16 protein-coding genes and 1 tRNA gene are annotated in these 15,975 nt (G+C 33.2%); 12 read left to right on the forward strand and 5 right to left on the reverse strand.

Annotated elements, in window-relative coordinates; translation table 11 throughout:
• Positions 1–15 precede the first annotated feature (15 nt).
• Together AC0L4B_RS00950 and AC0L4B_RS00955 are read right to left on the reverse strand one after the other, a co-directional pair.
• The gene (locus AC0L4B_RS00950; protein WP_473438157.1) at positions 16–780 is read right to left on the reverse strand and encodes a peptidase associated/transthyretin-like domain-containing protein; all 765 of its coding nucleotides are present in this window, start codon (positions 778–780) and stop codon (positions 16–18) included.
• On the reverse strand, positions 767–1,579 hold the full coding sequence (locus AC0L4B_RS00955; protein WP_473438158.1) for a carboxypeptidase-like regulatory domain-containing protein: 813 nt from the start codon (positions 1,577–1,579) through the stop codon (positions 767–769). Before AC0L4B_RS00955 ends, AC0L4B_RS00950 begins: the two co-directional genes overlap by 14 nt.
• A 109-nt stretch (positions 1,580–1,688) precedes the next feature.
• On the opposite strand from AC0L4B_RS00955, the gene pepE reads away from it, so the two are divergent.
• Positions 1,689–2,396: a dipeptidase PepE gene (gene pepE, locus AC0L4B_RS00960; protein ID WP_473438159.1), complete on the forward strand. Its 708-nt coding sequence runs from the start codon at positions 1,689–1,691 to the stop codon at positions 2,394–2,396.
• Positions 2,397–2,530: 134 nt separating this feature from the next.
• Here pepE and AC0L4B_RS00965 read toward each other — a convergent pair.
• Positions 2,531–2,603 (reverse strand) — tRNA-Gly (locus AC0L4B_RS00965).
• Between the two features lie 170 nt (positions 2,604–2,773).
• Between AC0L4B_RS00965 and AC0L4B_RS00970 the strand changes: the two genes are divergently transcribed.
• Both AC0L4B_RS00970 and AC0L4B_RS00975 read left to right on the forward strand, forming a co-directional pair.
• Entirely contained in the window at positions 2,774–6,007 is a 3,234-nt protein-coding gene (locus tag AC0L4B_RS00970) for a hypothetical protein (protein ID WP_473438160.1), read from the forward strand.
• Between the two features lie 9 nt (positions 6,008–6,016).
• Positions 6,017–7,153 carry a gliding motility-associated C-terminal domain-containing protein gene (locus tag AC0L4B_RS00975; protein ID WP_473438161.1) on the forward strand — a complete coding sequence of 379 codons (1,137 nt, stop codon included), beginning with the start codon at positions 6,017–6,019 and terminating at the stop codon, positions 7,151–7,153.
• Positions 7,154–7,155: 2 nt separating this feature from the next.
• Here the strand turns inward: AC0L4B_RS00975 and AC0L4B_RS00980 are convergent, their stop codons facing one another.
• Complete coding sequence (locus AC0L4B_RS00980; RefSeq protein ID WP_473438162.1) at positions 7,156–7,581, reverse strand: GNAT family N-acetyltransferase; 426 nt, start codon at positions 7,579–7,581, stop codon at positions 7,156–7,158.
• Positions 7,582–7,650: 69 nt separating this feature from the next.
• On the opposite strand from AC0L4B_RS00980, the gene AC0L4B_RS00985 reads away from it, so the two are divergent.
• From AC0L4B_RS00985 to AC0L4B_RS01005, 5 genes are all read left to right on the forward strand, one after another.
• Positions 7,651–8,061 (forward strand): GNAT family N-acetyltransferase, encoded by a 411-nt coding sequence (locus AC0L4B_RS00985; protein ID WP_473438163.1) that lies wholly within the window; start codon positions 7,651–7,653, stop codon positions 8,059–8,061.
• Positions 8,062–8,244: 183 nt separating this feature from the next.
• Entirely contained in the window at positions 8,245–8,847 is a 603-nt protein-coding gene (locus tag AC0L4B_RS00990) for a M15 family metallopeptidase (RefSeq protein WP_473439369.1), read from the forward strand.
• Positions 8,848–8,875: 28 nt separating this feature from the next.
• Positions 8,876–9,640: a M48 family metalloprotease gene (locus AC0L4B_RS00995; RefSeq protein WP_473438164.1), complete on the forward strand. Its 765-nt coding sequence runs from the start codon at positions 8,876–8,878 to the stop codon at positions 9,638–9,640.
• An 80-nt stretch (positions 9,641–9,720) separates the two neighbouring features.
• On the forward strand, positions 9,721–11,238 hold the full coding sequence (gpmI, locus tag AC0L4B_RS01000; RefSeq protein WP_473438165.1) for a 2,3-bisphosphoglycerate-independent phosphoglycerate mutase: 1,518 nt from the start codon (positions 9,721–9,723) through the stop codon (positions 11,236–11,238).
• A 130-nt stretch (positions 11,239–11,368) separates the two neighbouring features.
• On the forward strand, positions 11,369–11,761 hold the full coding sequence (locus AC0L4B_RS01005) for a BT0820 family HAD-type phosphatase (RefSeq protein ID WP_473438166.1): 393 nt from the start codon (positions 11,369–11,371) through the stop codon (positions 11,759–11,761).
• 3 nt (positions 11,762–11,764) lie between these two features.
• Here the strand turns inward: AC0L4B_RS01005 and AC0L4B_RS01010 are convergent, their stop codons facing one another.
• Positions 11,765–13,036: an acetyl-CoA hydrolase/transferase family protein gene (locus AC0L4B_RS01010; protein ID WP_473438167.1), complete on the reverse strand. Its 1,272-nt coding sequence runs from the start codon at positions 13,034–13,036 to the stop codon at positions 11,765–11,767.
• 122 nt (positions 13,037–13,158) lie between these two features.
• Here AC0L4B_RS01010 and map point away from each other — a divergent pair, with 122 nt between their 5' ends.
• From map to AC0L4B_RS01030, 4 genes are read left to right on the forward strand one after another with little or no spacing between them, the layout of a single operon-like run.
• Positions 13,159–13,977 carry a type I methionyl aminopeptidase gene (gene map, locus AC0L4B_RS01015; protein ID WP_473438168.1) on the forward strand — a complete coding sequence of 273 codons (819 nt, stop codon included), beginning with the start codon at positions 13,159–13,161 and terminating at the stop codon, positions 13,975–13,977.
• Between the two features lie 4 nt (positions 13,978–13,981).
• Positions 13,982–14,761: a DUF3050 domain-containing protein gene (locus tag AC0L4B_RS01020; protein ID WP_473438169.1), complete on the forward strand. Its 780-nt coding sequence runs from the start codon at positions 13,982–13,984 to the stop codon at positions 14,759–14,761.
• Positions 14,762–15,553 (forward strand): class I SAM-dependent methyltransferase, encoded by a 792-nt coding sequence (locus tag AC0L4B_RS01025; protein WP_473438170.1) that lies wholly within the window; start codon positions 14,762–14,764, stop codon positions 15,551–15,553.
• A gap of 15 nt (positions 15,554–15,568) precedes the next feature.
• On the forward strand, positions 15,569–15,937 hold the full coding sequence (locus AC0L4B_RS01030; RefSeq protein ID WP_473438171.1) for a DUF423 domain-containing protein: 369 nt from the start codon (positions 15,569–15,571) through the stop codon (positions 15,935–15,937).
• Positions 15,938–15,975 lie beyond the last annotated feature (38 nt).

The raw sequence follows: 15,975 nt of genomic DNA on the forward strand, positions 1-15,975 counted from the left end.
CCAATTAATACTTTATTATTTTTCTGATAAATTTTGTTTGTATTGCTTTAATTTCAGTTTAAAAAAAGCTAATGCGTCTAAGTTACTTTTACCGCACTTCTCTTTAAATAATGGATCTTCTTGTACAAAATAAAAGAATTCGACATGGTATTTTTCATCTAATGGATTAGTTTTAAAAAAATCTTTAGCTAAATCATTTTTCAACCTTACCAATAAAGCATCTTTATTTTCTAATTCTATTTGTTTTTTTATCTTTTTAGTACGTCCTGTTATAGCATTAATAATTGGATTTAAAGGAATTAACCCAGCACCTGTAGTAGCTTCATTCAAACGTCTTTCTGATTGTGTTTTTTGCTTTCCTTGATAACCCGGTATACCAACATCGTAAAAGTTGATTTTTGGTTTTGCTGTTGAATTTAAAATGTCGTCGCTTAAATTCCCTGACAAGGGTTTAGTTATAAATACCTCATCTAATTGATTGGTAAAAACCTCTAAAGTTACATTTAATGTTTTTGAGAGTACATCCTGTTGTGTTACCACTTTAACTAACATTTTGTATTGTACGGAAGTAAAAACTATAGTATCATTTAATTTAGCTTTTATTTTAAACGCACCTTGTTTACCTGACGTTGCATTAGTTAATGCTGTTTTATTAAGTATGTGTATATTTTCTACATCATCATCTCCAGTTATAACACCAGACAATTCTACTGTTTGAGCTAGTAAAGTTGAATTAACTAACAACAGTAAAAGACTAAGTATTAATTTAGTTTTTCTCAATACTAGTTTTTAAAAATTGCTTACTTTGACCGTTTAAATGTTCTATTAATTGCATTTCCTTACCTTTTACTAACAAACCAGTATCAAAATTATTATTTTGAACAAATGCAATAAAAGCTTCTACTTGATCTTCTGGAATTTTAAAATTAACAGTATAATATTCATGTTTATACATATCGCTTAAATCCTTTGAAGTTTCAATTGTTGTTACAGCTGTTGAGGACTTCTTTTTATCTTTCTTTTTAAAAATCAAGTTGACCAATCCTCCAATAATAGCCATTCCATCTGCTTGATATCTAATTCTTTCGTTTTGATTCATTGCTGCTAAGTTTTCCACTTTACTATATTCATCGTTAGAAAACTCATAAAAACTTATATCATTGACTCCAAAATAAATAGCATCTAAATCTGGGTTAAACGTTTTTACATTTGCTACGTCTTCTTTTAAAATACCTGTTAAATCATAGGGTAAGATTACGACCTCATCTAATTTATTGACTTGCTCTACTAGATAAACATTCATTTGTTTATTTTCAATAACTTCTTGTGCTATAACGACGTTAAAATCTTTAAACTGTAATGCGGATACATTTATCCTGTCGTTTAACATGACTTTAATTTTAAACTCTCCTTTTTGGTCTGTAACAGCTCCTCTGTTTGAAGAAGAATTATAGACCGTTATTCCTTCTAAATCTGGAGAATCTATAATAATTTTACCTGTGATTTCTACTCGAGTTGAGTCTTGAGCGTAGGAAAAACCTACGATTAACATAAGGAATGCTAGTAATTTTAATTTCATAATGGCTGATTTTAAGTAAAATAAAAACTTTTACTCTTAATTTTAATCTAATTGCTATATAATCTTTTGTTAAAAGCTTCGATTAATTAAATTTACAAAAACTATTTTTATGAAGCAATTACTAATTGCAAGTACCTCTACCCTTCATTCTGGATCATATTTAGACTACTTAATGGAGGAGTTAAAAATTCATTTTAAAAATATAAATGAAATTGTTTTTATACCCTATGCAAGACCAGGAGGTATCTCTCATGATGAGTATACAAAAAAAGCAAATGAAGCTTTTAACACCATAGGAATTACTGTAAAAGGGTTACATCAATTTGAAAATCCAATTGAAGCTATTAGAAATGCTAAAGGAATCTTTACTGGAGGTGGAAACACTTTTGTATTGGTAAATGCATTGTATAAACACAATTTATTAAGCACGTTAACTAGTGTTATTAATGAAGGAACACCTTACTTAGGTACAAGTGCAGGAAGTAATATTTGTGGCTTAACCATGCGCACTACTAATGACATGCCTATTGTTTATCCTCCTAATTTTAAAACCTTAGGTTGTGTCCCTTTTAATATAAATCCACATTATTTAGATCCTGACACCAATAGTAAACATATGGGTGAAACTAGAGAAACACGTATAAAGGAGTTTCATAAATTTAATACTCAACCTGTTGTTGGTTTACGTGAGGGTAGTTGGCTAGAAGTTAAAGGAACTTCAATACAATTAAAAGGAATGCTAAATGCTAGAATCTTTGAATATGAAAAAGAACCTTATGAAATCGAAACTGGTACTTTTCTAAACGAATTAAAATAAAAAAACAAAAAAATAACTGTTCACTATTTTAAATCAAACTTATCCCTCTTTTGATAACATCTACAATAACCTACATTTTACAAAACTTAACTATAACTCATAAAAAAAGCTCCATCGTTATGATGAAGCTTTTGAGCGAGAGACCAGGTTCGAACTGGCGACATTCAGCTTGGAAGGCTGACGCTCTACCAACTGAGCTACTCTCGCATTTCCGTGGGCAAAAATAGTAATTATTTACAATCTACAACTATAAAACAGAAATTTTATTTCTCTTTTAATCGATTATTTCAACACTTTGTCGATAAACAAAACCTAACCACCTGTTACAACGTAAATTATATTAAACACATATTATTTTAGAGAAAATTCCCCTTATTATGAAAAAACTATTACTAATACTAACTATCCTTCTGACTACCAGTTTAATGGCTCAGGTTAAGATAGGAGACAATCCTCAAACCATTAATCAAAATTCTTTACTAGAATTAGAAAGTGCGGACAAAGTTTTAGTCGTTACTAGAATTTCTAATGCTGAAATGACTGCTTTATCACCTTTAAATGGTGCTATAATTTATAACACTGACGAAGATTGTTTGTTTCAATTTAATAATTCTTCATGGACAAGTTTATGTGTTGATGTTATGGCAAATGAAACCATTACTGCATTAGTGGATAATAATGATGGCACAATTAGTTATACTAGTGAAGATGGTTCTTTTACAACAATTATTAAATCCGCATTAACGGATAATGGAGATGGCACATATACTTTTAATAATGGTAATGGAAACCCTATAACTCTAGATGTATCTGCATTAGAAACCTTAACAACGTTAGTTGATAATGCTAATGGCACATTTACTTATACCTCTGAAAATGGCACTTCAACAATAATAGATACAAATAGCGCGGAAACATTAACAACAATAGCCTTTAATGCTGACAACATCAATATAGATTATACTGACGAAGATGGAGTAGTGACTCAATTAGACTTATCTAACATTATAAATAACCTTGAGTCTATAACAACTATTATTGACAACAATGACGGAACTTTCACCTACACAGATGAGGATGGCGTTACAACAACCCTAGATGTTGCTAACATGGAATCCCTAACTTCTGTTGCTTTAAACATCGACAACACTAACATCGATTATATTGATGAAGATGGCGTAGTGTCTCAATTAGACTTATCGGCTATCGTGGCTAACCTTGAAGCTTTAACAACTATCATTGATAACAACGACGGAACTTTTACTTATACAGATGAAGATGGGCAAACTACAAATATTGATGTTGCTAACTTAGAAACGCTAACAACTATTGCTTTAAATACTGATAATACCAACATCGATTATACAGATGAAGATGGCGTAATAACTCAATTAGACTTATCGGCTATCGTTGCTAACCTTGAAGCTTTAACAACTATCATTGATAACAACGACGGAACTTTTACTTATACAGATGAAGATGGGCAAACTACAGATATTGATGTTGCTAACTTAGAAACGCTAACTTCAATTTCATTAAATTCAACAACCAATATATTAACTTATATGGATGAAGATGCAACCTCAACTACTATTGATCTAACACCATACTTAGATAATACTGATAATCAAACTATTTCTTCTACAGTAACAATTCCGCTTGAAGAAGTAAACGTTGCTCTTGAAGATGGTGGTAATATAGATATTAACATTCAAGATGCTGATGCAGATACTACTAACGAATTGAATACAGATATAACATTTATTGGAACTGAACTTACCATTACTGATGCTGGTGGTGATCAATCTATTGATTTATCATCACTAACCTCTAGTGTATTACCAACTGTTACATCAGGAAACACAATAGCAAACCACTCTTCAGGAAATGGAACAAATGTTGAAATCAAAGAAACAATAACAACTCTTATTGATAATGGTAATGGCACTGTTACTTATACAAACGAAAGCAACCAAACTACAACTGTTGGTATAGTTGGACCACAAGGTCCTGCTGGAGCAGACGGAAATGATGGTGCTGATGGTGTTGACGGAGCGGTTGGTCCACAAGGACCTCAAGGTATTCAAGGTGAAACTGGACCGCAAGGTCCTGCTGGAGCAAACGGAAACGATGGTGCTGATGGTGTTGATGGAGCAGTTGGTCCTCAAGGTATTCAGGGTATTCAAGGTGAAACTGGACCACAGGGTCCTGCTGGAGCTGACGGAAACGATGGTACTGATGGTGTTGATGGAGCAGTTGGTTCTCAAGGTCTTCAAGGTATTCAAGGTGAAACTGGTCCACAAGGTCCTGCTGGAGCTGACGGAAATAATGGTGTTGATGGAGCAACTGGACCTCAAGGTCTTCAAGGTATTCAAGGTGAAGTTGGTCCACAAGGCCCTGCTGGAGGAGACGGAAACGATGGTGCTGATGGTGTTGATGGAGCAGTTGGACCGCAAGGTCCTCAAGGCCTTCAGGGTGAAGTTGGACCACAAGGTCCTGCTGGAGCAGACGGAAACGATGGTGCTGATGGTGTTGATGGAGCAACTGGACCTCAAGGCCTTCAGGGTATTCAAGGTGAAACTGGACCACAAGGTCCTGCTGGAGCAGACGGAAACGATGGTGCTGATGGTGTTGATGGAGCAGTTGGTCCTCAAGGTCTTCAAGGTGAAACTGGACCACAAGGTCCTGCTGGAGCAAACGGAAACGATGGTGCTGATGGTGTTGATGGAGCAACTGGACCTCAAGGCCTTCAGGGTATTCAAGGTGAAACTGGACCACAAGGTCCTGCTGGAGCAGACGGAAACGATGGTGCTGATGGTGTTGATGGAGCAGTTGGCCCTCAAGGTAATCAAGGAATTCAAGGTGAAACTGGACCACAAGGTCCTGCTGGAGCAGACGGAAACGATGGTGCTGATGGTGTTGACGGAGCGGTTGGTCCTCAAGGTATTCAAGGAATTCAAGGTGAAACTGGACCACAAGGTCCTGATGGAGCAGACGGAAACGATGGTGCTGATGGTGTTGATGGAGCAACTGGACCTCAAGGCCTTCAGGGTATTCAAGGTGAAACTGGACCACAAGGTCCTGCTGGAGCAGACGGAAACGATGGTGCTGATGGTGTTGATGGAGCGGTTGGTCCACAAGGTCCACAAGGAGTTCAAGGTGAAGTTGGGCCTTCAAGTACATATGTTGGACAGTTTATTATTACTGCTACAGGAAACCAGACTATAACTGGTCTACCTTTTGAACCTTCATCTATTACATTTATAGCTCACGCTAATGTAGAAACCCTAGATTTAGATTCTGATAACGGTATTGGAGATAATAATACAAGCATAGCAAATTCTTTTGGAACGATGAATGGTTTTGCACGAAATGATTCTGGATCAGTAATGCAGCAAGTTATATATGTAGGAGGTAGTGGTAACTCAATTAATGATATTTCTAGATATGCATCAAGTACTAGATGTATTGGGTTAAGATATGGTAATCAAAATGGTAATGCTGTAGGAAGAACCTTAGCGAGCTTAACCTCATTTAACGCTAATGGTTTTACTATTAATGTTACAGATAAATCAGATAATGTCGTGGTTTTATTCACAGCATATAAATAATTAAAGACTATGAGAACTATAACAATTATAGCCCTACTAGTATTTAATATTGGTTTTGCTCAAGAAGCTTTTCATAACGTTGGTAATATGCAAATTCATGACGATGGAAAAATTGGATTTCATATAGATTTACAAAATGATGGTCCATTTAATCAAAATACTGGTTTAGCTGGTTTTTATAACGAGAACAATCCCATAACAATTTCAGGAACAAACGTGCCTAGATTTTATGATATGGAAGTTGCTGTTGATAATCATTTATACCTTCAAATAAACACACAAATAACAAACGGACTAGATTATATAATTGGAGATATTATCACACCAAGATTGACTCCTAATATTTCATTAGATTATTTTGGGAATGCTATTTATACTCTCGAAGACGATTTAAGACATGTTGATGGTTATGCATCTGCTACCACTAATCAATCTTTTATTTTCCCAATTGGTCAAGATGATAAATTTAGACCTTTAATTACTCCTAATCAGACTGGACCTGAAAAATTTAGTGCTGCATATTATAATGAAGATCCAAATTTCCCTTCTACATTCAATACTAATTTTGACACCTCTATCTCTGAAGGTATTATTGATCAAGTTAACATTGAAGAGTTTTGGGATTTTGATGGTCGTACAGAAACGTATGTTACTTTAACTTGGAATCAAGAAAGCCAAATAAACAATCTTGTTGATGATTTAATGAATTTAAGAGTTGTTGGCTGGAGTGAAGTTGAAAACAAATGGATGGACTTAGGTAATTCTGCTGTAACTGGAGATATTAACAATGGAACAATAAGCTCAATAGAGTTTATACCAAATGACTATTCAATTATAACTTTTGGATCTTTAATTGGAAGTGATGGATTAACAGTATATAATGGTATTAGCCCAAATAATGATGGTCTAAATGATAATTTTATAATTGAAGGAGTAGAACTTTTCAAAAATAATCTTAAAATCTTTAATCGTTGGGGAAGAGTTGTTTATGATGCCGAAAATTATGACAATACATTTAATGGTATTTCAAATAAAACGGTAGTTGGTAATCAGGGAGAAAAATTACCTGTTGGCACCTATTTTTATGTATTACAACTTCCCGAAGAAAACAAAAATTATTCAGGCTACATTTATATAACGTATTAAAACTACAAGGTTTTAAAAAAGTGATATCCATAAATCTCATACCCTTCGTTATAATAAAACTTATGCGAAGGGTAATTTTGTACATAGGTATTTAATTCTGAAGTATTACAACCTTTACTTTTAGCATACGCATACATCCATTTAAAAAACTGCTTACCCAAACCTTGTCCTTGGTATTCAGCTTCAATATAAACATGATCAACCTCCATACTTTTTCCTGCATAATGTCTTGTTTGAAACCACATACCTGAAACACCAATCAAGGTACCATTATCATAAACTCCTGCACATTCATAATTTTGGGTAATCATCTCTGCAAAACGTTCTTTTAAAAGAGCATCTGAATTTTTATTATTGGATAATTTCTGAATTAAAGGAATAATACAATTAATATTTTCCTTTTCAATTAATTTAAAGCTAATAGACATTACATATTTTTATTCAAAATTAATTAATTTTGGAATATCATATTTACATTATTTCTAGTTTTAACATCTATGCAAAATAGCTTAAATACATTATCACAAAAGGATATTACAATCCAACCTATTAAAGGAAGCGAGACAATACCAGTTAGGCATGCAGTATTAAGACAAGGCAAACCAATAGAAGCTTGCTATATTCATCAGGACGAATTAAATAACACTTATCATTTTGGTCTATTTTATAAAAATCAACTTGCTGGAGTTTGTACTTTTGTCGCAGATCAATCTCCTTTATTTCAAGACTCAAATCAATACAGATTACGAGCAATGGGTGTTTTAGAAGAATTTCAAGGATTACAATTTGGAAAGCAATTACTAACGCATGGAGTTAATTTTTTAAAAAGTAAAAACATAAACAGACTGTGGTTTAATGCTAGAATTGTAGCTTTAAATTTTTATAAAAAAATGGATTTGAAACGATAGGAGCGCAATTTAACATTCCCGAAGTTGGTCCACATTACACCATGCATAAATCATTAAAATGAAAAAACAAACTTTAAAAAAATCGTATTAACTATTTGCTTTACAATTGCAAGCTTACCACAATTTGCTTTTTATCAAACTGTAATTTCAAATGAAGAATTAATAGGAAAAGGACAACCTAAACTGTTTGGAAATGGGTATAACCTAAGAGAAGAGGCTCATTTAGCCTTTAAAAAAATGCAGACTGCTGCTTTAAAGGACGGAATTAGCATAGGTGCTGTTTCTAGCTATAGAGGATTTGCTCATCAAAAACGTATTTGGGAACGTAAATTTAAAAGCAATAAAGCCAAAGGGTTATCTGATCAAGACAATATTAAAAAAATTATCGAATACTCTACAATTCCAGGTACATCTCGCCATCATTGGGGAACTGATATTGACATTTACCAAACTAACGTCAAACAACCTAGAAGTGTTTTACTACCAAGTAATTTTCATAATAATGGACCGTATTGTAAACTAAAAGAATGGATGGATGTTAATGCTGCTACCTACGGTTTTTATTTAGTATATACAGATAGTGCTAACCGTAAAGGTTTTAAATATGAACCTTGGCACTTTAGTTACAAAGCACTTTCTTTTGACTATTTAAAAGCTTATCAAAAATTAAATATCACTGAAATATTAAAAAAAGAGGCTTTATCCGGAAGTGACTCTTTTACAGAAACATTTGTAAATCAATACATAAACCAGAACATATTAGATATTAACCCAGAACTTTTGTAAATTGTAACATTAACAATTTTAATTAAAAATGAGAGGAAATTTAAAAGGACGATTACTTATAGGCTTGTGTATTGCAGCATTTTTTGGGTTTAAATATTGCAGCCAACAAGAAATAAATCCATACACAGGAAAAAAACAAGCCATATCTATGACTCCTGATCAAGAAATACAGATGGGTTTACAAAGTCGTGATCAAATGGCTGCACAACATGGTGGGATTTATCCAGATCAAACTTATCAAACCTTAGTGGATAATGTAGGTAACAAGCTAGTAAATAATAGTATCGCCAAAGAAACACCATATAACTATGAGTTTCACTTATTAGCAGACGCCAATACTATAAATGCATTTGCGTTGCCTGGAGGACAAATATTTATCACCTATGCTTTATTTGCTAAACTAGAAAACGAAGACCAATTAGCTGGTGTATTAGGTCATGAAATTGGTCATGTTTTAGGTAAACACAGTGCAGAGCGTATTGCCAATTCCGAGCTTTGGCAAGGACTTTCAACAGCAGGATCTGTAGGTGCAGATGCTGGTGGATTCATTCAGCAATACGGTATGACCAAATTATTAACTAACGGTCGTGATGACGAATTAGAAAGTGATGACTTAGGCGTAAAATTTATGATTAAATCTGGTTATAATCCAGAAGAAATGATAGCTGTTATGGAAATTTTAAAAACAGCTGCTGGACCTAACAGACAGCCAGAATTTAAAAGTACTCATCCAGATCCTGACAATCGTATAGAACATATTCGAAAGTCTATTGAAAAATACTCAGTTAACTAAATCGTTATCGTAAACAAACCTTAAAGTCCTGCAATCGCAGGACTTTTGTTTTTATATTTGTATAAACAAAATCTAATAAAATGAACAAAAAAGTAATCTTAATGATTTTAGATGGATGGGGAAAATCACCTGATCCAAAAGTCTCTGCAATAGATAATGCTAACACGCCTTTTATAGATAGTTTATATACCAATTATCCAAATGCACAATTGCGTACAGATGGTTTACATGTTGGTTTACCTGAAGGTCAAATGGGAAACAGTGAAGTTGGCCACATGAATCTTGGTGCAGGACGTATAGTATACCAAGATTTAGCAAAAATCAACTTAGCAATAGACAATAATACTTTAGCGCAAGAGCAAGTTTTACAAGACGCTTTTAATTACGCTAAAGCGGAAAATAAAAACATTCATTTTTTAGGTTTGTTAAGTGATGGTGGAGTACACTCTCATATTAACCATTTAAAAGGTTTAATTACTGCTACCGAAGCTTCAGGTGTAAAAAATGCTTACATACATGCTTTTACAGATGGACGTGATGTAGATCCAAAATCAGGAAAAAGCTTTGTTGAAGATATAGAAGACTTTACAAAAGATAAAAATACAACTTTAGCTAGCTTAACAGGTCGTTACTACGCAATGGATCGTGATAACCGTTGGGAACGCATCAAATTAGCCTATGACGCATTAGTAAATGGTACAGGTGAATTATCTAATAATTTACCACAAAGTGTGCAAAACCAATATGATGCTGATGTTACTGATGAGTTTATTAAACCTGTTATAAAAACAAACACAGAAGGACAACCTTTAACCACTATAAAAGAAGATGATGTCGTTATCTTTTTTAATTTTAGAACAGATCGTGGACGTGAGTTAACAGATGCGTTATACCAAAACGACCATCATGAGCAAAACATGCACAAACTAAATTTATACTACGTAACCATGACCAATTATGGTGATGCATTTACTGGTATAAAAGTGATTTTTGATAAAGATAATATTACTGAAACTTTAGGAGAAGTTTTAGAAAAAAACAATAAAACACAAATACGTATTGCCGAAACAGAAAAATATCCACACGTTACATTTTTCTTTTCTGGTGGTCAAGAAGCTCCTTTTAAAGGAGAGAGTCGTATTTTAAAGAATTCGCCTAAAGTTGCTACCTACGATTTAAAACCAGAGATGTCTGCTTTTGAATTAACCGATGCTTTAGTCCCAGAATTAGAAAAAGAAACAGCAGATTTTGTTTGTTTGAATTTTGCCAATGGAGATATGGTTGGTCACACAGGATCCATGCCTGCTGCAATACAAGCTTGTGAAGTCGTTGATAAATGTGTAAATCAAGTTGTAACTACTGCTTTAGCACATGACTACACCACCTTATTAATTGCAGACCATGGTAATTGTGAAACAATGATTAATCCAGATGGTTCACCTAACACAGCGCACACAACAAATCCAGTACCTTTAATCTTAATTGATAAAGACTTAAAAACTATAAAAGATGGTGTTTTAGGTGATATGGCTCCTACCATTTTAAAATTAATGGGAGTAGATCAACCTGAAGCAATGACTTGTAGCAGTTTAATTTAAGCTACAAGAATTAAAATAACTTCAATTAAAAAGTGTATCAATATAAATTGATACACTTTTTAATTTCACCATATGGTAATGATTATTAATTTGTCATTAATATTGTATTTTTGAATTCAATTTTATTAAAATGAAACTTTCCAAAGGACTTATAATTGCTGTAGATTTTGATGGTACAATAGTAGAAGATGCTTATCCAAGTATTGGACAAGCTCGTCTTTTTGCTTTTGAAACCCTTAAACGTCTTCAAGCTGATGGACATAGACTTATACTTTGGACTTATAGACATGGTAAAAAATTAGATGAAGCGGTCTCATTTTGTCAAGATAATGGCATTACTTTTTATGCTGTAAATCAAAGTTTTCCTGAAGAAGTCTTTAAAAATGAAGCCAGCAGAAAAATACATGCCGATTTATTTATAGACGACCGTAACATTGGTGGCATCTTAGGTTGGGGCGAAATTTACCAGATGTTAACCAACGAAACACCTCAACTAGCTAAGCCAAAGAAAAAAATGGTTTAAATTTTAATACTTTATTAAATCATAATATTGTTTATCTATTAGCGCTCTATGGTCAGGATGCGCAATTTCAACTAAAGATTTTACACGCTGTTTTATTGTTTTACCAAACAAATTAGCCACACCATATTCTGTAACCACATAATGCACATGTGATCGTGTTGTCACTACTCCTGCTCCTGGTTTTAAAGTTGGTACAATTCTACTAATTCCATTTTTTGTAACCGATGGTAATGCTATGATTGCTTTTCCGTCTTGACTTAAAGAAGCACCTCTTATAAAATCCATTTGACCTCCTACTCCAGAGTACATATTTGCACCTATACTATCTGCACAAACTTGTCCTGTAACATCAACTTCTATAGCGCTATTTATGGCTACCATTTTAGGGTTTTGCTTAATTATTGACACATCATTAGTGTAATTGGATGCACGCATTTCAACAAAAGGATTATCGTCCACGTAATCGTATAAACGTTGTGACCCAATTAAAAAGGTAGATAATGCACGTCCTCTGTTAATAGCTTTATAGTTTCCATTAATAACATTATTTAAAATTAAATCTATCACTCCGTCCGAAAACATTTCAGTATGTAATCCTAAGTTTTTGTGATTAGTCAATCTTGTTAACACTGCATTTGGTATGCTTCCAATTCCCATTTGTAAGGTGCTTTCATCTTCAATTAAATTAGCTACAAAATCGCCAATTTTATTTTCAATAGCGTTAGGTTTTACGACCTCATGACCTGGTAAAGGCTGATGACTTTCGACAAAAGTATCTATTTCGGACACGTGTATAATTCCTGCTCCATGTGTTCTAGGCATATATCTATTAACTTGAGCAATAACGGTTGTTGCATTATCAATTGCTGCTAATGTCGCTTCAACAGAAACTCCTAAAGAACAATACCCATGTTTATCTGGAACAGAGACATGAATAAAAGCGACATCTAAATCAATGATATTTCTTTTGAATAAAATTGGTAATTCACTTAAAAAAACAGGTGTGTAAGATCCATTTCCAGCTTTTAAGGTATGTCTCACATTTTTTCCAATAAAAAAGGAATTAACATGAAAACTATCCTTTAATTCTGGATTTGCATAAGGTGCTTCTCCTTCGGTATGTAAATGACAAATCTCGACATGACGTAACTCTTCATGCCTTTTGGTCATTGCTTGTATTAATGACTGTGGTGCTGCAGCTGCAGCTTGAATATAAACCCTGTTATTAGATTTTATAACTTTTACTGCTTCTTCCGCAGTGACTGACGTAAACATAATTGTAATTTTTATGTTACAAAAATACCATATCAAAATACTTTAAAACCTGCTAAATGTCATGTCTTCAAAATTAATAAAGCGGTTTATTTTAAGTATATTTGCACATATTTTTTTGAACCATGATTATAGTAAAAACAAAAGAAGAAATAGAATTAATGCGCGAAGCTGCATTAGTTGTTTCTAAAACATTAGGTGAAGTTGCTAAAGCAGTAAAACCAGGTGTTACCACATTACAATTAGATAAAATTGCCGAAGAACACATCAGAGACTTAGGTGCTGTTCCTGGTTTTTTAGGATTATATGATTTCCCTAATACCTTGTGTATGAGTCCAAACTCACAAGTTGTACATGGTATACCAAATAATACTCCGTTGGAAAATGGAGATATTATATCTATTGATTGTGGCTCTATTTTAAATGGATATTATGGTGATCATGCCTATACTTTTGCTGTAGGTGAAATAGACGCAGAAACTGAAAAACTACTTCAAGTTACTAAAGAATCTCTATACGCTGGAATCAAGCAACTAAAAGTTGGTAATCGTGTTGGCGATGTTGGTTATGCTATTCAAAAATATTGCGAAGACCATGGTTATGGTGTCGTACGCGAACTTGTTGGACATGGTCTAGGTACTAAAATGCATGAGGATCCAGAAATGCCAAATTATGGTAAACGTGGTCGTGGTAAGAAATTTATTGAAGGGATGGTTGTAGCAATTGAACCTATGATTAATCTTGGTACACAACGCATTAAACAACACAGAGATGGTTGGACTATCACTACCTTAGATGGTAAGCCAAGTGCACATTTTGAACATGATGTTGCAATTGTAGATGGTAAACCAGAATTACTATCCACTTTTGCTTACATATATGAAGCTTTAGGTATTACTAGTAATGAAGAAGATGAATTTAGACAAACCCCTTTAGTGCTATAAATTTATGACAATTGAAAGTTTAGAACAGCAATTACAGCCTTTAAGAGAAACATTAAACAACCATAAATTATATTCGGTATTATCAAACCTTGATGATATTAAACTTTTTATGGAACAGCACGTTTATGCTGTTTGGGATTTTATGTCGCTTTTAAAAGCACTTCAAAACCATTTAACTACAACAACGTTACCTTGGCTACCTGTATCTAATCCTGCAACGTCAAGATTTATAAACGAAATTGTTTTAGGCGAAGAAAGTGATATTAATGAGCTTGGTGAAGCTAAAAGTCATTTTGAAATGTACTTAGATGCTATGACGCAAATTGGTGCAGATACGACTAAAATCAAACAATTTATAGCTAATTTAACTTTAGGACAAACAGTAGAAGAAGCTGCAAATAACATAAATTTAAATTCTAAAACTTATCAGTTTATAGATTACACTTTTAAAACCATAGACACTAATCAACCTCATATTATTGCCTCTGCTTTTACTTTTGGTAGAGAGGATATTATACCTGATATGTTTTTTCAAATTATAAAACATTCTAAAACCGAAGAGCAATCATTTAGCAAATTGTCTTACTATCTAAACAGGCACATTGAGTTAGATGGAGATGAACATGGTCCTTTATCTTTAAAAATGATTGAAGAGTTATGTGGAAATGATAGTAATAAATGGGAAGAAACATTAACTACCGCTAAACAAGCTTTACAACAACGTATTGCACTTTGGGATGCTATTGCTGACTTGATTTTGAAAAAGAAATTAGCCAAAGCTTAAATGAAACGTCTTTTTAAACTAATATTAAACCTGATACCAAGACCTTTATTAATAAGGTTGAGCTATGTTATAAGACCCGTTTTAGCGTTTTTTTTAAAAGGAAACACTTATACAGATCCTATTGATGGTAAAAGCTTTAAAAGTTTTTTACCTTATGGTTATGGTACACAACGCAATAACGTATTATCACCTTCTACCTTATCTTTAGAACGTCACAGGTTGCTATGGTTATATTTACAAAATGAAACTAATTTTTTTGAATCTGAAAATACTTCTAGTTCTGAAAAACTTAAGGTGCTTCATTTTGCACCAGAGCAATGTTTTTTAAATCGGTTTAGAGCTTTAAAGCATTTAGATTACACAACTACAGATTTACTGTCTCCTATTGCAGATGTAAAAGCAGATATTTGTGACCTTCCGTTTGAAAATAATACTTATGATATTATTTTATGTAATCATGTATTAGAACATATTCCAGACGATACTAAAGCTATGCAAGAGCTATATCGTGTAATGAAACCTGGTGGATATGGTGTGTTTCAAATTCCGCAAGATTTAAGTAGACAAACCACTTTTGAGGACGATAGTATTACCGATAAAAAAGAACGCGCTGAAATTTTTGGTCAATATGACCATGTACGTGTGTATGGCTACGACTACTTTAACAAACTAAGATCTATTGGGTTTATGGTAAATGAGGTTGATTATACGGCTAAACTTTCCGCGGAAGCGATAAAAAAATACTGCTTAGCAAAAGGTGAAATTATACCTGTAGTTTACAAAAAACAATAACCTAAATATAAATTTATGACATCGCAAACTATAATTGCAACAGGCGCTTTATTCGGGATGCTAGCTGTTATTTTTGGAGCTTTTGGTGCACATGCTTTAAAAAAGATATTAACAACAGATCAGCTACATAGTTTTGAAGTTGGTGTTAAATACCAAATGTATCATGCTATTGTTTTACTTGCTTTAGGTTATGGCCAAGGTCCAATGTCTAAAAGCATTTATTGGTGTTTTGTGGTAGGTATAATCTTGTTTTCGTTTAGTATTTATGGATTAATTTTATCTGACGCAAAAGGTGAAAAATTAAAATTTTTAGGACCTATAACTCCTATTGGAGGATTACTTTTAGTTTCTGGTTGGTTGCTATTAATAATTAATATGTTTTAAAATAAAAAAAGCTACAATTATGTAGCTTTTTTTATTTT

This window comes from Olleya sp. NP1-10, from assembly GCF_055804415.1.

Coding starts and splice junctions, on each gene's coding strand:
- pepE (WP_473438159.1), top strand. CDS start 1,689: ATGAAGCAATTACTAATTGCAAGTACCTCTACCCTTCATTCTGGATCA.
- AC0L4B_RS00970 (WP_473438160.1), top strand. CDS start 2,774: ATGAAAAAACTATTACTAATACTAACTATCCTTCTGACTACCAGTTTA.
- AC0L4B_RS00995 (WP_473438164.1), top strand. CDS start 8,876: ATGAGAGGAAATTTAAAAGGACGATTACTTATAGGCTTGTGTATTGCA.
- map (WP_473438168.1), top strand. CDS start 13,159: ATGATTATAGTAAAAACAAAAGAAGAAATAGAATTAATGCGCGAAGCT.
- AC0L4B_RS00980 (WP_473438162.1), bottom strand. CDS start 7,581: ATGTCTATTAGCTTTAAATTAATTGAAAAGGAAAATATTAATTGTATT.
- AC0L4B_RS00955 (WP_473438158.1), bottom strand. CDS start 1,579: ATGAAATTAAAATTACTAGCATTCCTTATGTTAATCGTAGGTTTTTCC.
- AC0L4B_RS01005 (WP_473438166.1), top strand. CDS start 11,369: ATGAAACTTTCCAAAGGACTTATAATTGCTGTAGATTTTGATGGTACA.
- gpmI (WP_473438165.1), top strand. CDS start 9,721: ATGAACAAAAAAGTAATCTTAATGATTTTAGATGGATGGGGAAAATCA.
- AC0L4B_RS00985 (WP_473438163.1), top strand. CDS start 7,651: ATGCAAAATAGCTTAAATACATTATCACAAAAGGATATTACAATCCAA.
- AC0L4B_RS01030 (WP_473438171.1), top strand. CDS start 15,569: ATGACATCGCAAACTATAATTGCAACAGGCGCTTTATTCGGGATGCTA.
- AC0L4B_RS00975 (WP_473438161.1), top strand. CDS start 6,017: ATGAGAACTATAACAATTATAGCCCTACTAGTATTTAATATTGGTTTT.
- AC0L4B_RS01025 (WP_473438170.1), top strand. CDS start 14,762: ATGAAACGTCTTTTTAAACTAATATTAAACCTGATACCAAGACCTTTA.
- AC0L4B_RS01010 (WP_473438167.1), bottom strand. CDS start 13,036: ATGTTTACGTCAGTCACTGCGGAAGAAGCAGTAAAAGTTATAAAATCT.
- AC0L4B_RS01020 (WP_473438169.1), top strand. CDS start 13,982: ATGACAATTGAAAGTTTAGAACAGCAATTACAGCCTTTAAGAGAAACA.